Origin of the sequence: Streptosporangium sp. NPDC001559 (genome assembly GCF_042893955.1) — a bacterium.
GTDB lineage: Bacteria > Actinomycetota > Actinomycetes > Streptosporangiales > Streptosporangiaceae > Streptosporangium.
In genome coordinates, this window is the sequence record NZ_JBIAVG010000003.1 from 1 (window position 1) to 14288 (window position 14288).

12 protein-coding genes and 2 rRNA genes are annotated in these 14288 nt (G+C 68.2%); 4 read left to right on the forward strand and 10 right to left on the reverse strand.

Annotated features, from left to right (window positions below):
• A 23S ribosomal RNA gene (locus ACFYY8_RS07020) occupies nt 1–87 on the forward strand; the annotation flags it as partial.
• 129 nt (nt 88–216) lie between these two features.
• A 5S ribosomal RNA gene (gene rrf / locus ACFYY8_RS07025) occupies nt 217–333 on the forward strand.
• 274 nt (nt 334–607) lie between these two features.
• On the opposite strand, the gene ACFYY8_RS07030 is transcribed toward rrf, so the two are convergent.
• Nucleotides 608–1411 carry a PhzF family phenazine biosynthesis protein gene (locus ACFYY8_RS07030; protein ID WP_390038022.1) on the reverse strand — a complete coding sequence of 268 codons (804 nt, stop codon included), beginning with the start codon at nt 1409–1411 and terminating at the stop codon, nt 608–610.
• Between the two features lie 193 nt (nt 1412–1604).
• Here ACFYY8_RS07030 and ACFYY8_RS07035 point away from each other — a divergent pair, with 193 nt between their 5' ends.
• Complete coding sequence (locus ACFYY8_RS07035; protein ID WP_352014340.1) at nt 1605–1991, forward strand: cell division protein SepF; 387 nt, start codon at nt 1605–1607, stop codon at nt 1989–1991.
• Between the two features lie 45 nt (nt 1992–2036).
• Here the strand turns inward: ACFYY8_RS07035 and ACFYY8_RS07040 are convergent, their stop codons facing one another.
• From ACFYY8_RS07040 to ACFYY8_RS07060, 5 genes are all read right to left on the reverse strand, one after another.
• Nucleotides 2037–3359 (reverse strand): hypothetical protein, encoded by a 1323-nt coding sequence (locus ACFYY8_RS07040; RefSeq protein WP_390038024.1) that lies wholly within the window; start codon nt 3357–3359, stop codon nt 2037–2039.
• A gap of 150 nt (nt 3360–3509) precedes the next feature.
• Entirely contained in the window at nt 3510–5237 is a 1728-nt protein-coding gene (gene argS, locus ACFYY8_RS07045) for an arginine--tRNA ligase (RefSeq protein WP_390038026.1), read from the reverse strand.
• Nucleotides 5234–7585 (reverse strand): HAD-IC family P-type ATPase, encoded by a 2352-nt coding sequence (locus ACFYY8_RS07050; protein WP_390038028.1) that lies wholly within the window; start codon nt 7583–7585, stop codon nt 5234–5236. Before ACFYY8_RS07050 ends, argS begins: the two co-directional genes overlap by 4 nt.
• 61 nt (nt 7586–7646) lie before the next feature.
• Nucleotides 7647–8654: a phosphate acyltransferase PlsX gene (gene plsX, locus ACFYY8_RS07055; RefSeq protein ID WP_390039043.1), complete on the reverse strand. Its 1008-nt coding sequence runs from the start codon at nt 8652–8654 to the stop codon at nt 7647–7649.
• Between the two features lie 178 nt (nt 8655–8832).
• The gene (locus tag ACFYY8_RS07060) at nt 8833–9477 is read right to left on the reverse strand and encodes a DUF1707 domain-containing protein (RefSeq protein WP_390038030.1); all 645 of its coding nucleotides are present in this window, start codon (nt 9475–9477) and stop codon (nt 8833–8835) included.
• Between the two features lie 170 nt (nt 9478–9647).
• Between ACFYY8_RS07060 and ACFYY8_RS07065 the strand changes: the two genes are divergently transcribed.
• Nucleotides 9648–10985, forward strand: coding sequence for a KamA family radical SAM protein (locus ACFYY8_RS07065; RefSeq protein ID WP_390038032.1), 1338 nt, complete (start codon nt 9648–9650; stop codon nt 10983–10985).
• Between the two features lie 105 nt (nt 10986–11090).
• Here the strand turns inward: ACFYY8_RS07065 and ACFYY8_RS07070 are convergent, their stop codons facing one another.
• The 4 genes from ACFYY8_RS07070 to ACFYY8_RS07085 all read right to left on the reverse strand — a co-directional run bounded on the left by ACFYY8_RS07070 (nt 11091) and on the right by ACFYY8_RS07085 (nt 13832).
• A complete protein-coding gene (locus tag ACFYY8_RS07070) occupies nt 11091–11288 on the reverse strand; it encodes a hypothetical protein (protein ID WP_390038034.1) in 198 nt (65 codons plus the stop codon).
• 163 nt (nt 11289–11451) lie between these two features.
• Nucleotides 11452–11973, reverse strand: a complete 522-nt coding sequence (locus ACFYY8_RS07075; protein ID WP_390038036.1) for a YbhB/YbcL family Raf kinase inhibitor-like protein — start codon at nt 11971–11973, stop codon at nt 11452–11454.
• Between the two features lie 73 nt (nt 11974–12046).
• A complete protein-coding gene (locus ACFYY8_RS07080; RefSeq protein WP_390038038.1) occupies nt 12047–12898 on the reverse strand; it encodes an ABC transporter ATP-binding protein in 852 nt (283 codons plus the stop codon).
• Nucleotides 12891–13832 carry an ABC transporter permease gene (locus tag ACFYY8_RS07085; RefSeq protein ID WP_390038040.1) on the reverse strand — a complete coding sequence of 314 codons (942 nt, stop codon included), beginning with the start codon at nt 13830–13832 and terminating at the stop codon, nt 12891–12893. The genes ACFYY8_RS07080 and ACFYY8_RS07085 overlap by 8 nt, the downstream gene beginning before the upstream one ends.
• Nucleotides 13833–14288 lie beyond the last annotated feature (456 nt).

The window sequence follows — 14288 nt, forward strand, 5'->3', positions numbered from 1 at the left end:
CAATGGACGATTGGGTTGATAGGCCGGGTGTGGAAGCGCGGTAACGTGTGGAGCTGACCGGTACTAATAGGCCGAGGACTTGACCTCAAGGTTTTCTTGTCCATCGCAGACCATGGCTTCGGTTGTGGTGTGATGGGGTTTTGCTCGCGTCCACTAGGCAATTCTGAGGCAGCAAACACCCGTGTGTGCGGTTGTTGTTTGTGTGTTTCATAGTGTTACGGCGGTTATGGCGGAGGGGAAACACCCGGTTACATTCCGAACCCGGAAGTTAAGCTCTTCAGCGCCGATGGTACTGCACCGGGGACGGTGTGGGAGAGTAGGTCGCCGCCGGACAATCTTTGGGGGTCATCCTTTTGGGTGGCCCCCCCTTTTTTTTGTTTGGTAGGGGTGTGGTGGGGGTTGTTTCGAGCGGCCCCTCTTTTTCATGTTTGCAGGGGTGCGTGTGTGGGGGTGGCTGGGGCCGCCCCGTTTTTTGTGTGTGGGGGGTTCCCTGCGGGGGGTTGTTCCCTGGGTGTGGGGTGGCGAGGGCCGCCCCTTTTTTGTGTATGCCTGGCTTTGGGGTGCGTGTGGGTGTTTGAGGGGCGGCGGTAGCTGCCCCTTTTTTGTTTCAGGAGCGGGGTGGGAGGGCGTGTAGCTCGCCGGACAGGACGGTTACCGCTCGTCCGGCCAGTTCCACCCGGTCTCCTCGTACGGTCGTGCGAACCAGGCCGCCACGCTCGGACAGCTGGGCGCCGAGCAACGTGTCCGAGCCGAGCCGGCTCGACCACCAAGGCGCCAGGGCACAGTGGGCCGAGCCGGTCACCGGGTCCTCCGGGATGCCGACCCGGGGGGCGAAAAACCGGGAGACGTAGTCCACGCCCGGCTGCGATGCTTGGGCCGTGACGATGATCCCTCTCGCGTCCACGGCCTCCAGCGCGCGGAGGTCGGGAGAGGCGGCCCGTACCGCCTCCTCGGACTCGACCTCGACCAGATAGTCCCAGACGTTCCTACCGACCCACCGGGGCTCGACCCCGAGTGCCTCCAGTAGCCCTTCGGGAGGAGTGACCTCCTCAAGGGACTTGCTGGGGAAGTCCATGCTGATCAGGCCGTTGTTCTCCCTGGTCGTGGACAGGATTCCGCTCCTGGTGCCGAACCTGAGGGTGTCCGGCGCGGACCCGGTGGAGTAGAGCACATGCGCCGCGGCCAGCGTCGCGTGACCGCAGAGATCAACCTCGGTCTTCGGCGTGAACCAGCGCAGGGAGTACGGCTCGCCGGGTTCCCCACGGAGCAGGAACGCGGTCTCGGAGTGCCGCATCTCCGCGGCGAGGTCCTGCATCCAGCCGTCCGGCGTGGGGTCATCGAGTATACAGACCCCTGCGGGGTTGCCCTTGAAAAATTGATCGGTAAACGAATCAACTGTGTATATATGCACGGCGCAACTCTAGCCGTGTAGGAGATAAGCAGCCCAAAGCGGGTAGAGAGGCCAGACAGGACCGGTGCGCTAGCCGTACAAAGTGGGAATATGCGCTGGGCGTGTCGCGCGGCGAACCTTACTTCGTCGGTTAACGTCCAAGGTTGTAGGGACAGGCCGAGTACGGCGCGGTCCTGTAGGAAAGGACAAGCCGATGGGGGCAGTGCGTAAGGTGGCGAGCTACCTGGGGCTGGGTGGAGCTGAGGACTACGACGAGGCCTACGACTACGAGGACGAGGTCGAGGGCGAGGACTGGCAGCCGGCCTCGGAGCGTGCGGCCAAGCGCTGGCGCGCCGTCGTCGAGCCCTCCCGCATCGTCATGCTCACTCCGCGTAAGTACAACGACGCTCCGATCATCGGCAAGCACTTCCGTGAAGGCCAGACCGTCATCATGGATGTCAATTGCATGAGCACCGCGGAAGCGACAAGAATGGTGGACTTCGCGGCGGGGCTGGCCTACGGCTGCGAGGGGCACATCGAGCGCATCGCGGAGAAAGTCTTCCTGCTGGCCCCCGCGGATGTGGAGATCACCACCGCCTGATCCCCGAAGTCACAGCGGTGCCCCGGGTCGTGTGAGGCCGTACGGCTAGGCGGCCCGGGGGCCCCTGCGTAGCAGGCGGGTGAGTTCCGCCAGGTCGGAGGAGGCTCCCTGGGCGCGCTTGTCGGCCTCACGGGCGTACTCGTGCAGGGCCCACACCGCGCCGTCGGCCAGCTCCCGCAGTTCGGAGAGCTGCTTCGTGACATATTCGGCGTCCGCCCGCTCACGTCGTCGGCGTGACCAGAGCTGGTGCGCCCCTCCAGCGGCCAGCAGTAGCGCCAGCACGGCGGAGGGCAGCGTGGCCGGGGTGACGGCCGCGACGACCAGGGCGGTCACCGCCAGGGCCAGCAGGGAGTAGGCGAGCCAGGGCTTGCCCAGGGTCTGCACACCTTCCACGGCGATGTGCCGTTCGGCGGCGGCGAGGGATTCGGGGTCGGGGCCCGCGGGCCGCAGGATCACCCGGTGACCGAGGAGCGGGATGGAGACAGACTCGGGCGGCGCCACCTGGGTGGCCCTGGTCAGACTCTCCGCGGCGGCCCGTACGATCGGCGCGGCGACGTGCAGCGCGATGGCCGCGAGGGCCGGGTCGGAGGAGGGTCGCAGGTCCTCCAGCAGGTGCTCGATGAGCGGCTTCTCCGGCCGCTGCGGCCCCTTCACGACGCGCTCCGGCCGCACCAGGCCACGCAGTACGGTCAGGGTCTCCTCCGCCGACCACAGGGCGCGTGACGTACGGCCCGTGCCCGCGGCCCTGGTCGTGGTGATCTCAGTGCAGCGGCCGAGCAGGCGGGTGAGCTGGGCGGAGGCCTGGACCGGCTGCGCAAGCTCGGGAAACTCGGCCAGTTCGGGGAAGTCGACCAGCGAGGGCGGCACGACCATCGACGGTTCGTGCGGGGTCAGCGCGCTCAGCCATCTGGCCGGTTCGGATCGTGAGGGTACGGCGACCGCGTCGAGTTTGCGGAGCACGAAGATCTTGCCCGCCGGGCCGTACGCTCCCTGGGCGGCGGCGAGCCAGAGCGCGCGCTGGCCGTGGGACACCGGACGGTCGAGGGAGAGTTCGCCGAAGGCGGTGCCCATCCAGGAGGCGTGGATGCGCTCGCCCTGCCCGCACAGGGCCAGGGAGAGGCACAGGAACAGGGTGGTGCGCCGTTCGTCGAGCTGGGCGGCGCGGCCGAGCGGTTCGAGGGCGTTCTGTTCCCGCAGGAGGAGCAGCAGGGCCTCGACGGCGGGGGACAGCCAGTAATCGGGAACGTTCGTCGAGCTCGCGGGGGCGGGGATCGTGGAGCAGGTGGCGTCGGCGGCCAGGTTCGTCAGGAGCGCCTCGGCGTAGCGGTGCAACTCCGTCTTGGCGTGAGGGTTCGCGGTCAGGTCCATGCTCAAGGCAGAGAACTCTCCGAAGTTGTGACCGATGACCGCGCCAGCGTAGTGCGATTCGGTCATCCCCATCGGGAGGCGCGCCGAATCGAACTTTGCCGGATGATCACCTCGATTTGCCGAATCGAGGTGATCATCCGACGGAACGACTCACATACGGTCGGGTACCGGGACCCCGAGCAGGCCCAGACCGGTGTCCAGAACACGCAGGGTGAGCGCGCACAGGGCGAGCCGGGAGGCGCGCACGGCCGGGTCGACGTCGCTCTTCAGGACAGGGCAGTTCTCGAAGAACGTCGTGAAGGCGCTGGCGGTGTCGAAGAGGTAGGCGGCGAGTTTGTGCGGAGCGGAGTTTTCCGCCATTTCCGCGACGGCGGCACCGAATCCGAGCAGTCGCAGCGCCAGGGCCCGTTCGGCCGGGTGGCCGATGACGATCGGGCCGCTCGCCTGTGCCGGGTCGACCTCGCCCTTGCGGAAGATGGAGCGGATCCGCGCCTGGGCGTACTGCAGGTAGGGGCCGGTGTTGCCGGTCAGGGCGAGCATGCGGTCGAAGTCGAAGACGTACTCACTGTCGTGACTGACCGACAGGTCGGCGTACTTGACCGCGCCCATGCCGACGGCGTGGGCGATCTCCCTGCGCTCCTCGTCGTCGTAGTCGCTGTCGCGAACGACCTCGGCGGCGCGGACCTCTGCCTCGTCGAGGAGTTCGAGGAGCTTGACCGACTCGCCGCTTCGGGTCTTGAACATCTTGCCGTCGCTGCCGAGCACGCTGCCGATCTGGACGTGCTCCGCGTGGACGTGGTCGGGCAGCCATCCGGCGATCTTGGCGGAGGCGAACAGCATCGACATGTGCTGGGCCTGGGTCGCGCCGATCACGTAGAGGAGCCGGTCGGCCTTGAGGTCCTGGACGCGGTAGCGGATCGTGGCCATGTCGGTGGTGGCGTAGCCGTACCCGCCGTCGCTCTTGCGGATCATGAAGGGAAGCGGCTGGCCCTCGCGCCCGGTGAAGCCGGGCGGGAAGACGCACAGCGCGCCGTCGCTGACGACGGCGATGCCGCGCTCCTGGAGCTCGTCACAGACCTGGGCGAGCACGGGGTTGTACATGCTCTCGCCGGCGATGTCGTCGTCGGTCAGCGTGACGCCGAGCTGGGCGTAGACCTTGTTGAAGTAGCGGACGGTGGCGTTCATGAAGATGTGCCACAGCCGCATGGTCTCCGGCTCTTCGGCCTGGAGGGTGACGACCCGGGAGCGGGCGCGCCGGTTGAACTCCGGGTCGGAGTCGAACTTGGCCCTGGCCGCCTGGTAGTAGGCGTTGCCCTCGCCCGCCTCAAGCTGGGCGACGGCGGCCTTCTCACCGATGTCGAGCAGGTGCTCGATGAGCATGCCGAAGGGGGTGCCCCAGTCACCCAGGTGGTTCTGCCGGACGACCCGGTTGCCGATGTGCTCGTGGACACGGGCCAGCGCGTCGCCGACGATGGTCGTGCGCAGGTGGCCGACGTGCATCTCCTTGGCGGCGTTCGGCGCGGAGTAGTCGATGACCACGGTCTGCGGGGAGCCGGTCAGGGCGACTCCCGCGCGCGGGTCGGTGAGCGCCTCGTTGGCCTGGGCGGTGATCCAGTCGTCGGAGAGGGTGATGTTCAGGAAGCCGGGGCCGCTGACCTCGACGGTGCCGGGGAAGTCGGTGAGCCGGTCGGCGATCTCCTGGGCGACCTCCCGCGGGGCTCGTCGCAGTCGCTTGCTCAGACTCATCGCGACGTTCGCCTGGTAGTCGGCGAACTGCGAGGGACGGATCAGCGGGTCTGCGTCGGTGTACTCAGCGCCGAAGGCGGCGCCCAGCGCCTGCTGGACGCGCTCGGTGAGCACGAGTTGCGGGTCGGTCATACCTCAAGGGTATCGGTTGGTCTGTCCTGAACCGGCGATTTATCGGCCGGTCGCACGACCCGGAAGACGGCCGTCAGGGCGAGCGCGGCGACCACGCTGATCGCGACCGAGACCACGTCGTCGGCGGGGTCGCTGAGGGTGAGCGCGAAGAACTCCCGGGTGAACGGTACGGCGAGGGACAGCGCGAACAGCACCACCATGGCCCCGACCAGTGAGACGCGCCACCACAGGTACGGCCTGGCGATCAGGACCAGCGCCCACCAGGTCACCAGGAAGAGAGTGACGACGGCCGCGGTACGGCTCTCCTCCGGGGTCGCGCCGCGGGTCTCGGCCAGGAGGTACGACAGGTGGACGGCCAGCGCGCAGACCACTCCCCAGGGGATCGCCAGGCGGAGCACCCGGGGCACGAACCCCGGTTTGGCCCGTTCGTTGCTCGGCGCGAGCGCGAGGAAGAAGGCGGGGATACCGATGGTCAGCGCGTTGACCAGCGTGGAGTGCCGGGGGGTGAACGGGAAGGCGAGTCCGAAGATCCCGGCGAGCAGCGACAGGACGAGCGCGTAGAAGGTCTTGGTGAGGAAGAGGCTGGAGACGCGTTCGATGTTGGCCAGCACCCGTCTGCCCTCGCCGACCACGGAGGGCAGGCTGGTGAAGTCGTCGTCCATCAACACGACTTGGGCGACCGCCCTGGTCGCGCCGCTGCCGGAGCCCATCGCCACACCGAGGTCGGCGTCCTTGAGGGCCAGGACGTCGTTGACGCCGTCGCCGGTCATCGCGACCGTGTGGCCCCTGGCCTGCAGGGCGCTGACGAAGAGTCGTTTCTGGTGCGGGGTCACCCGGCCGAAGACGGTGTTCGTGTCGAGGATCTCGGAGAGTTTGTCCGGGTCGTCCTCCGGCAGGGTGCGGGCGTCGACCGCGTCGCGACCGCCGGGGACGCCGAGAGCGGTGGCGATGGCGGAGACGGACTCGGGGTTGTCCCCCGAGATGATCTTTATGGCGACGCCCTGTTCGGCGAAGTAGCGCAGGGTGTCGGCGGCCTCGGGGCGGATGCGCTGTTCGAGCACGACGAGGGCCCGGGGCTCGACGGAGCCCACGGGGTCGTTCAGGGTGGCGACCCTGCCGAGGGCGAGCACGCGCAGGCCGGTCGCGGCCAGATCGGCGGCCTGGCCGTACTCGGGGGTCTCGGGGGTGAGCAGGACGTCGGCGGCGCCGAGGACCCAGGCGCCCTTGCCGCCGAACTCCGCTCCGCTCCACTTGCGGGCCGAGGAGAAGGGGACGGTCGTGGTCGCGTTCCAGCCGGGCGGGGCGGGGTGGGCGACCCTGATGGCCTGGACGGTCGGGTTGGGGGTCTCCTCGAGGTTGGCGAGCGCGGCCAGAGCCTCAGTGGTGAGCGGGTCGTCGGCGAGCGGTCGTACCTCGGACAGGTTCATGCCGCCCGCGGTGAGGGTGCCGGTCTTGTCGAGGCAGAGCACGTCGACCCGGGCCAGGATCTCGATCGCGGGAAGTTCCTGGACCAGGCAGCGGCGGCGGCCGAGCCGGACGACGCCGACGGCGAAGGCGATGCTCGTCATCAGCACCAGCCCTTCGGGGATCATGGTGACGATGCCCGCGACGGCGCCGGTGACGGCCTGGCCGAAGTCCTCCGCCTTGTTGAGCTGGCTCCAGGTGAGCAGCAGGCCGATGGGGACGACCAGCCAGGTGATGTACTTGATGAACCTGGTGATGCCCGCGCGCAGTTCGGAGTGGGCCAGGCCGAAGGCACTGGCCTCCTGGGCGAGTTTGGCGGCGTAGGCGTCGTCACCGACCTTGGTCGCGACGTAGGACCCGGTGCCCGCGACCACGAAGCTGCCGGAGAGCACCCGGTCGCCGACGGCCTTGTGCACCGGGTCGGCCTCCCCGGTGAGCAGGGACTCGTCGATCTCCAGACCGCCGGATCCCACGATCTCGCCGTCGACCAGCAGGCGGTCGCCGGGGCAGAGCAGGATCAGGTCGCCGAGCACGACCTTCCTGGGCGGGATCTCGGCCTCCGCGCCGTTCCTTCTGACCCTGACCGGGGCCTCGTTGACGACGGCGAGCCGGTCGAGGGTGCGCTTGGCCCGTAGCTCCTGGACGATGCCGATCGCGGAGTTGGCCACGATCACCAGCCCGAAGAGGCCGTCCTGCCACTGTCCGAAGATCATGATCAGGACCCAGAGCGCGGCGATCACCGCGTTGAACAGGGTGAGGACGTTGGCGCGGACGATCGCCGACAGCGACCTGCTCGACCGCCTGCTCACCTCGTTGACCTGTCCCCGCGCCGTGCGTTCGGCGATTTCGGCCGTGGTCAGCCCTCGGTCGGCCAGCTGCTCCACGTGTCGTCCCCCCGAGGTCGGTGCGAATCCCACCATACGGGGATGGGGAACGCCGGGGGCGTCACCACAGACGATGGGGACGGTGCGCGGCCAGGCGTTCGCCGACGCGGCCGACCACGCCGGTTCTGGCCAGTTCCGCCGCCAGCACGCACGCGGCGCTCACGCCGGTGGCCTGGGAGGCGCCGTGCGCGATGACCACCGTGCCGTTCAGGCCGAGCAGTACGGCGCCGCCGTGCACCTCGGGGTCGAGACGACGCTGCAACCGCTTGATGCGGCCGCGTTGCAGCATGCCGCCGACCCTGGCGACGGGGCTCTCCTGGATCGTCCCGCGCAGTTCGGCGAAGGCGTAGCGGACGCTGCCCTCCATGGTCTTGAGCGCGACGTTGCCGGTGAATCCGTCGGTGACGATGACGTTGACGGTTCCGGTGAGCAGGTCGTGGCCCTCGACGTTGCCGGTGAAGTTCAGGCCGGGGGCGGCGGAGAGCAGTTCGTGGGCCCGTTTGACGAGCTTGTTGCCCTTCTCCGGTTCGCTGCCGATGGTCAGCAGGCCGATCCTGGGGTCCTCGATCCGCAGCGCGGTCTCGGCGTAGGCGGCGCCAAGGTGGGCGAACTGCACGAGCATCTCCGGCTTGACCTCGGCGTTCGCCCCGGCGTCCAGCAGGATGGTCGGGGTGGGCAGGGTCGGCAGGGCGACGGCGATGGCCGGTCTGAGCACTCCCTGCTGGCCACGGAGCCTGAGCTTGCCGGTGGCCACGATGCCCGCGGTCGATCCGGCGGAGACCACGGCCGACGCCTCGCCGCGCCGTACAAGGTGGCAGGCGACGGCGATGCTGGAGCGGGGGCGGCGCAGGCTGGCCAGGGCGCCCTCGTCCATGGCGAGTGCCTCCTCGGCGCGGACGATCGGGATCTCGGCGGTCGCGTCGTGGAGGGAGAGCGCCTCCTGGAGGGGGCGCGGCGCGCCGACGAGCACCACACCGATCCCGTGCTCCCTGACGGCCTGTACGGCTCCCGCCACGATCTCGTGGGGAGCGTGGTCGCCGCCCATCGCGTCGAGGGCTATGGGCGCCATGTCATGCGAAGCGGCATGTGAGGAGGCGTGCGGGGCGGCCGCTGCGGCGCGGGGAGCCTCGGTTTCGGGCAAGCGGTCACCTCGTGCGGGATGGTTTGTCCGCATCGTAGGCGTGCTCCGTGGTGAACGACGCAGTCGGGGGGACCGGGGCGTGTTTCCCAGGCCTCTCACGGAGGGGCTAGGGCCTGTCCGGGAGGTTCCAGTCGCTTCGCTCCCTGGAGACGATGATCTTACCGAAGGTCGCCTTGCCGGTGACCCTGATGACGGGGCCGTTGTCGGAGCCCACTCCGCCGGAGATGCCGCGCTTGGCGAACAGCGCGCTGACCTCGTCGATGACGTGGGCGTTCTCGGGAACCCTGACGATCAGCTTGCCGAACAGGGAGGTGACCTCAAGGGTGATCTCCCGGCCGGGCAGTACCGCGTCGGACAGGTCGACGATCAGCGCGCCGAAGGTGGAGGACAGCTTCGTGTGGCGGCCCGCGATCCACCGGCCGCTCCTGACGACCTTGCTGAAGACCGCGCTGACCTCCTGGTTCTGGGCGCTCAGGCCGCCGGACGGGGCCGTGACCTCCGGCAGGTCGTGGATGATCGGGGCGAGTTCACCGACCGTGACGGCGGAGTAGGTCGCCTCAAGGCGGTCGGCGTGCTCGACGCTGGTGAGGCGCCCCGAGGCGAGGGCCTCGGCCAGTACGGTCGCCACCTGGTCGCGGTCGGCGTCGGAGGCGCGCAGGGCGCGGCCGGCGCCGTTGGCGCCGTTGAGGCCGGGATCCCGCGACACGGGGGACAGGGGAGCGAACCGAGATGTGGGCTCTGGGGAGGTCATGGGGCGATTGTACGGCTATTCGAGATATATCGCGATGACCGATGGCAAAGAAATGACGAACCGGGGAACCGGCCGCTGAGCTGGTTACGTCCGGGTATATAAGCGCCAACGACGCGCGAGAAGCGGGAGAGGTTTACGTCAAAAGCAACAAAAATCGGAGGTAAAACTTAGTGAGCGTGCAAGAGAGCGTGGTGCGCGGGTTTCGCGCCTACACCGCGAAACACCTCGACGACCTGCTACGACGGGCCGGGCTTGACGAGGAGAGCCGGACTCGGGTGAGGGCGGTCGCGACCGTGCTGCCCTTCCGCACGAACGCCTACGTGGTCGATGAGCTCATCGACTGGGCGGCGGCGCCCGACGACCCCGTCTACCGTCTGGTCTTCCCCCAGCCGGACATGCTGCCCGAGGCCGACGTCTCCCGGCTGGCCACCCTGCTGAGGGAGGAGGCTCCCCAGGGAGAGGTCCAGGCCGCGGCGCACGAGGTCAGGCGGCGGCTCAACCCGCATCCCGCGGGACAGCTCAACCTCAACGTCCCCCATGTCGGGGATGAACCGGTGCCTGGAATGCAGCACAAGTATCCGGAGACCGTCCTCTTCTTCCCCAAACAGGGGCAGACCTGTCACGCCTACTGCACCTACTGCTTCCGATGGGCCCAGTTCATCGGCGAGCCCGACCTGAAGTTCGCCTCGGGCGACGTCGCGAGCCTGGTCGGCTATCTGAAGGAGCATCCCGAGGTGACCGGGGTGCTGATCACCGGCGGCGATCCCATGATCATGGGGGAGCCGGTGCTCAGGCGCTATCTGGAGCCGTTGCTCGGCCTTGAGCAGCTGGAGTCGATCCGCATCGGCACCAAGTCGCTGGCCTACTGGCCGCAGCGCTTCGTGTCCGACCCGGACGCCGACGACACGCTGCGCCTGTTCGCCTCCGTGGTCGAGGCCGGCAAGAACCTGGCCTTCATGGCGCACTTCTCGCACCCCCGCGAGATGGAGCCGCCCGTCGTCAGGGCCGCCGTCGAGCGGATCCGCGCGACGGGCGCGGTGGTCAGGACCCAGGCCCCGCTGATCAGGTCCATCAACGACCACCCCGAGACCTGGGCGTCCATGTGGCGTGCCCAGCAGGCGATGGGCATGGTGCCGTACTACATGTTCGTCGAGCGGGACACGGGGCCTCAGGACTACTTCGCGGTTCCCCTGGCCAGGGGGTACGAGATCTTCAGGGACGCCTACGCGAGCGTCTCGGGGCTGTGCCGTACGGTGCGGGGGCCGTCCATGTCGGCGACGCCGGGCAAGGTGTGCGTGGACGGTGTCGCGGAGGTGGAGGGCAGGAAGGTCTTCGTGCTCCACCTCATCCAGGCCCGTGACCCCGGTCTGGTCGGAAAGCCCTTCTTCGCGGAGTATGACCCGGAGGCGGTCTGGCTGACCGACCTGCGGCCCGCGTTCGCCGACCGCTTCCCCTTCGAACCCTCACTGGCCGAGCGCGTGCCCCTGGCCCGGCGGTTGTCGGTCTGATCGGTCGGCCGGAAGGGGTTTCCGGTCAGCGTGTTTCCCGCAGCCCTCCGTGTTGATCCCCGCGTCGACCTCTGTGTCGATTCCTGTGTCGGTTTCTGTGGCGGATCAGAGGCTCTGCGGGTCCTGGGGGCGCGGGGGGCGGACGGAGGTACGGCGGGCGATCTGGGCCTGGAGCCTGGCCATCTGCCAGTGCAGCTCGATGAGCTGCTCGGCGAGCTGCAGGCGTGGAATCTCGGACGGGTCCTCTGTGGCCAGGTGGTCGATCGCGGCCGACAACTCTCGCATCGCGCGCTCCCACTCCATGACGACTTCCTCGGATCGAAATAACGTTCGAATCATAGCGGAACGCCGATCACGATGTCCGTCAATTGCCGTCCGGTGTGGCTCGTCCCCAGAGGGCGCGCCGCCGACCAGGCGGGACGCCGGCGGTCGTGACGCGACACGCCGGTGCCCGCCTGGGGACGGGTCAGCTCTCGTAGACCGGGGCGATGTAGCCGCGGGCCACGGTGTGGGCGGTGATGTTGAAGCCGACGACCGCGGGAGGGGAGTCGGGGCTCACATCGAGCTTCTCCACGTCCAGGGCGTGTACCGCGAAGACGTAACGGTGCGGCCAGCCGGGCGGCGGGGCGGCGCCGCCGTAGGCGTTGATGGAGTAGTCGTTGCGGCCGTGCACGCCGAAGGCGGTGTCCGGGCCTCCCGCGCCCGCGGGCAGCTCGGTCACGTCGGCGGGGATGTCGAACAGCAGCCAGTGCCAGAATCCGCTGCCGGTGGGGGCGTCGGGGTCGAAACAGGTCACCGCGTAGCTGAGGGTGCCCTCCGGGGCGCCCGACCAGCGCAGGTGCGGAGAGACGTTCTGCCCGTTGGACCCCCACTGGTCGAACACGTGGGTCAGGGACAGGGTCTCGCCGTCGCGGACGTCGTCACTCTCGACGGTCAGCGCGGGGACCTGGGGCAGGAAGTCATAAGGAATCGGTGGCCGTGAGGACACGGATTCACCTCCGATGGGAGCGTAGTTCTTGGTCGCTCCTCATCCTGCCCTGTCAGGTGATCACATAGGTGTCTCAGGCGTTGTAGGCGGCGAGGACCGCCTTGGGGTCGCCGTCCATCTTGATCTTGCCCTTGTGCAGCCAGATGACGCGGTTGCAGGTCTCCTCGATCACGTCGAGGTTGTGGGCGACGAGGAAGACGGTGCCCGCCTCCTCGCGCATCTGCATGATGCGTTCCTGGCTCTTGCGCTTGAAGTCGCGGTCGCCGGTCGCCAGGGCCTCGTCGATGAGCAGCACGTCGTGGGCCTTGGCCGAGGCGATGGCGAAGCGGAGCCTGGCGCCCATGCCCGAGGAGTAGGTGGACATGGGGAACTGGACGAACTCTCCGATGCCGGAGAAGTCAACGATGTCGTCGTACCTCTCCCTGACCTGGGAGGGGGTCATGCCCATCGCGTAGCAGCCGAGGACGATGTTGCGCTCGCCGGTCAGCTCACGCATCAACGCGGCGTTGACGCCGAGCAGGGAGGGCTGGCCGTCGGTGTAGACCGCGCCCGAGTGCGGCGGCAGCAGTCCGGCGATGGCGCGCAGCAGTGTCGACTTGCCCGAGCCGTTGCGGCCGATGATGCCGATGGCGTCGCCGTGGTAGGAGACGAAGGACACTCCCCGTACGGCGTGCACCTCCTTCATCTCCGGCCTTCCCTGGCGCTTGACCAGGCGCATCAGGGCGTTGGCGGCGTTGCCCTTCTCGCTGTCCGAGGCCGCGCCGTACACGCGGTAGATGATGTGCAGGTCGTCCACGATGACCGTCGGGGTGCCCGCGCGGGGGTGTGGAGCCTTCTCCGGAGCGGGATGCACTCTGACGTCCGTGCTGGGGACGGCAGGCTTGTCGGCCTTCACTTGGGGCAGCTCCTCGGTCAACTCAGCCACGGCCGTACTTCTCCTCGGCTCGCCAGAAGTACCAGAAGCCACCGATCAGGGCGAACAGTGCCCAGAATATGCAGGTGAACCACACCCAGGGGCGGGTGGGGTGGAACTGGATGAGCAGGTCGCGCATCAGTTCGATGTAGGAGGCCGCCGGGTTGAAGTACATGAGGTCGGCGATCCACTGGGGCATGTGCCCTTGGGCGACGACCCTGTCCTGGATGGAGAAGAACACCCCGGAGGCGTAGAGCCAGGTGCGCGTGATGAAGGGCAGCAGCTGGTTCAGGTCACGTGCGGTCGAGCCGACCCTGGCCAGGACCATGCTGGCGCCGATGTTGAACATCGTCTGCAGCAGCAGGGCGACCGGGAGCAGCAGCCACATCCAGGTGATCGGCTGGCCGGTGACCAGCACGAGCACCATCAGCACGCCCATGGAGATCAGGACCTGCTGGAACTCCTGGATCGTGTAGGCCAGGGGAAGCGCGGCCCTCGGGAAGTGCAGGGCGCGGATGAGCGACAGGTTTCCGGAGATCGACTTCGCGCCGCTGGTCACCGAGCGCTGGGTGTAGGTGAAGACGAACACCCCGGTGACGAGGAAGGCGATGTAGACATTGGGGTCCATGTTGCCCCGGGCGCCCAGGATCACGCCGAACATCAGCCAGTAGATCGCCGCGTTGAGCAGGGGCGTCAGGACCTGCCAGAGTTGGCCCAGGGCTGAGGTGCTGTACTTCGAGACGTTGCGTGAGGTCGCGTACGTCATGACGAAGTGCCGTCGTTCCCACAGTTGGCGTAGGTAGACGGTCAGACGAGGGCGTGCGATGGCACGCCGAAGTCCGTAACGCTCGGCGAGCTTGGCCAGCGGCTCCTGCGGCTTGGCAGGGGTGCCGTTACTCGGGCCGCCCGCCTGGGCGTCCGCGATCGCGGATTCCGGCTGGCTCATGGCAAGGACTCTATTGGATGCGGGTGGATGGGGTGCCTGCGGCGGTGGTCCGCCGCACACATTGGACGGGATCTCCGAGAAAGAGGTTCCAGGGCAATTGTGCGGTTCGCCGCCGGAGCCTCGAACCCCCCGCGACCTCGCCAACGTTAGCCCAGCCGCGGCCCACCCGTGGGCGATGAACGCGAGCATCCTGGACGCGAGGGTATTTTTGCGTGACCCTTCCCGTATCGCATATGACTCTATGTCGGCTTTATATCCTGCTGTGAAGTTGGGCTGGGCCAGTTGGCGGCCGTACGGCATCCGCCGGGCGTGTACGTGACCGAACTGCAACATCACAGAGACAACTCGGTGTGGAGCGGTACGGGATAGTCGCGTCCGACCGGTGTGACGTCGGCGCGTCAGCCGGGACGGCGGGAGCGGAGGGCACGAGATCCTCCGCCGGTCGCGCGGGCTTCG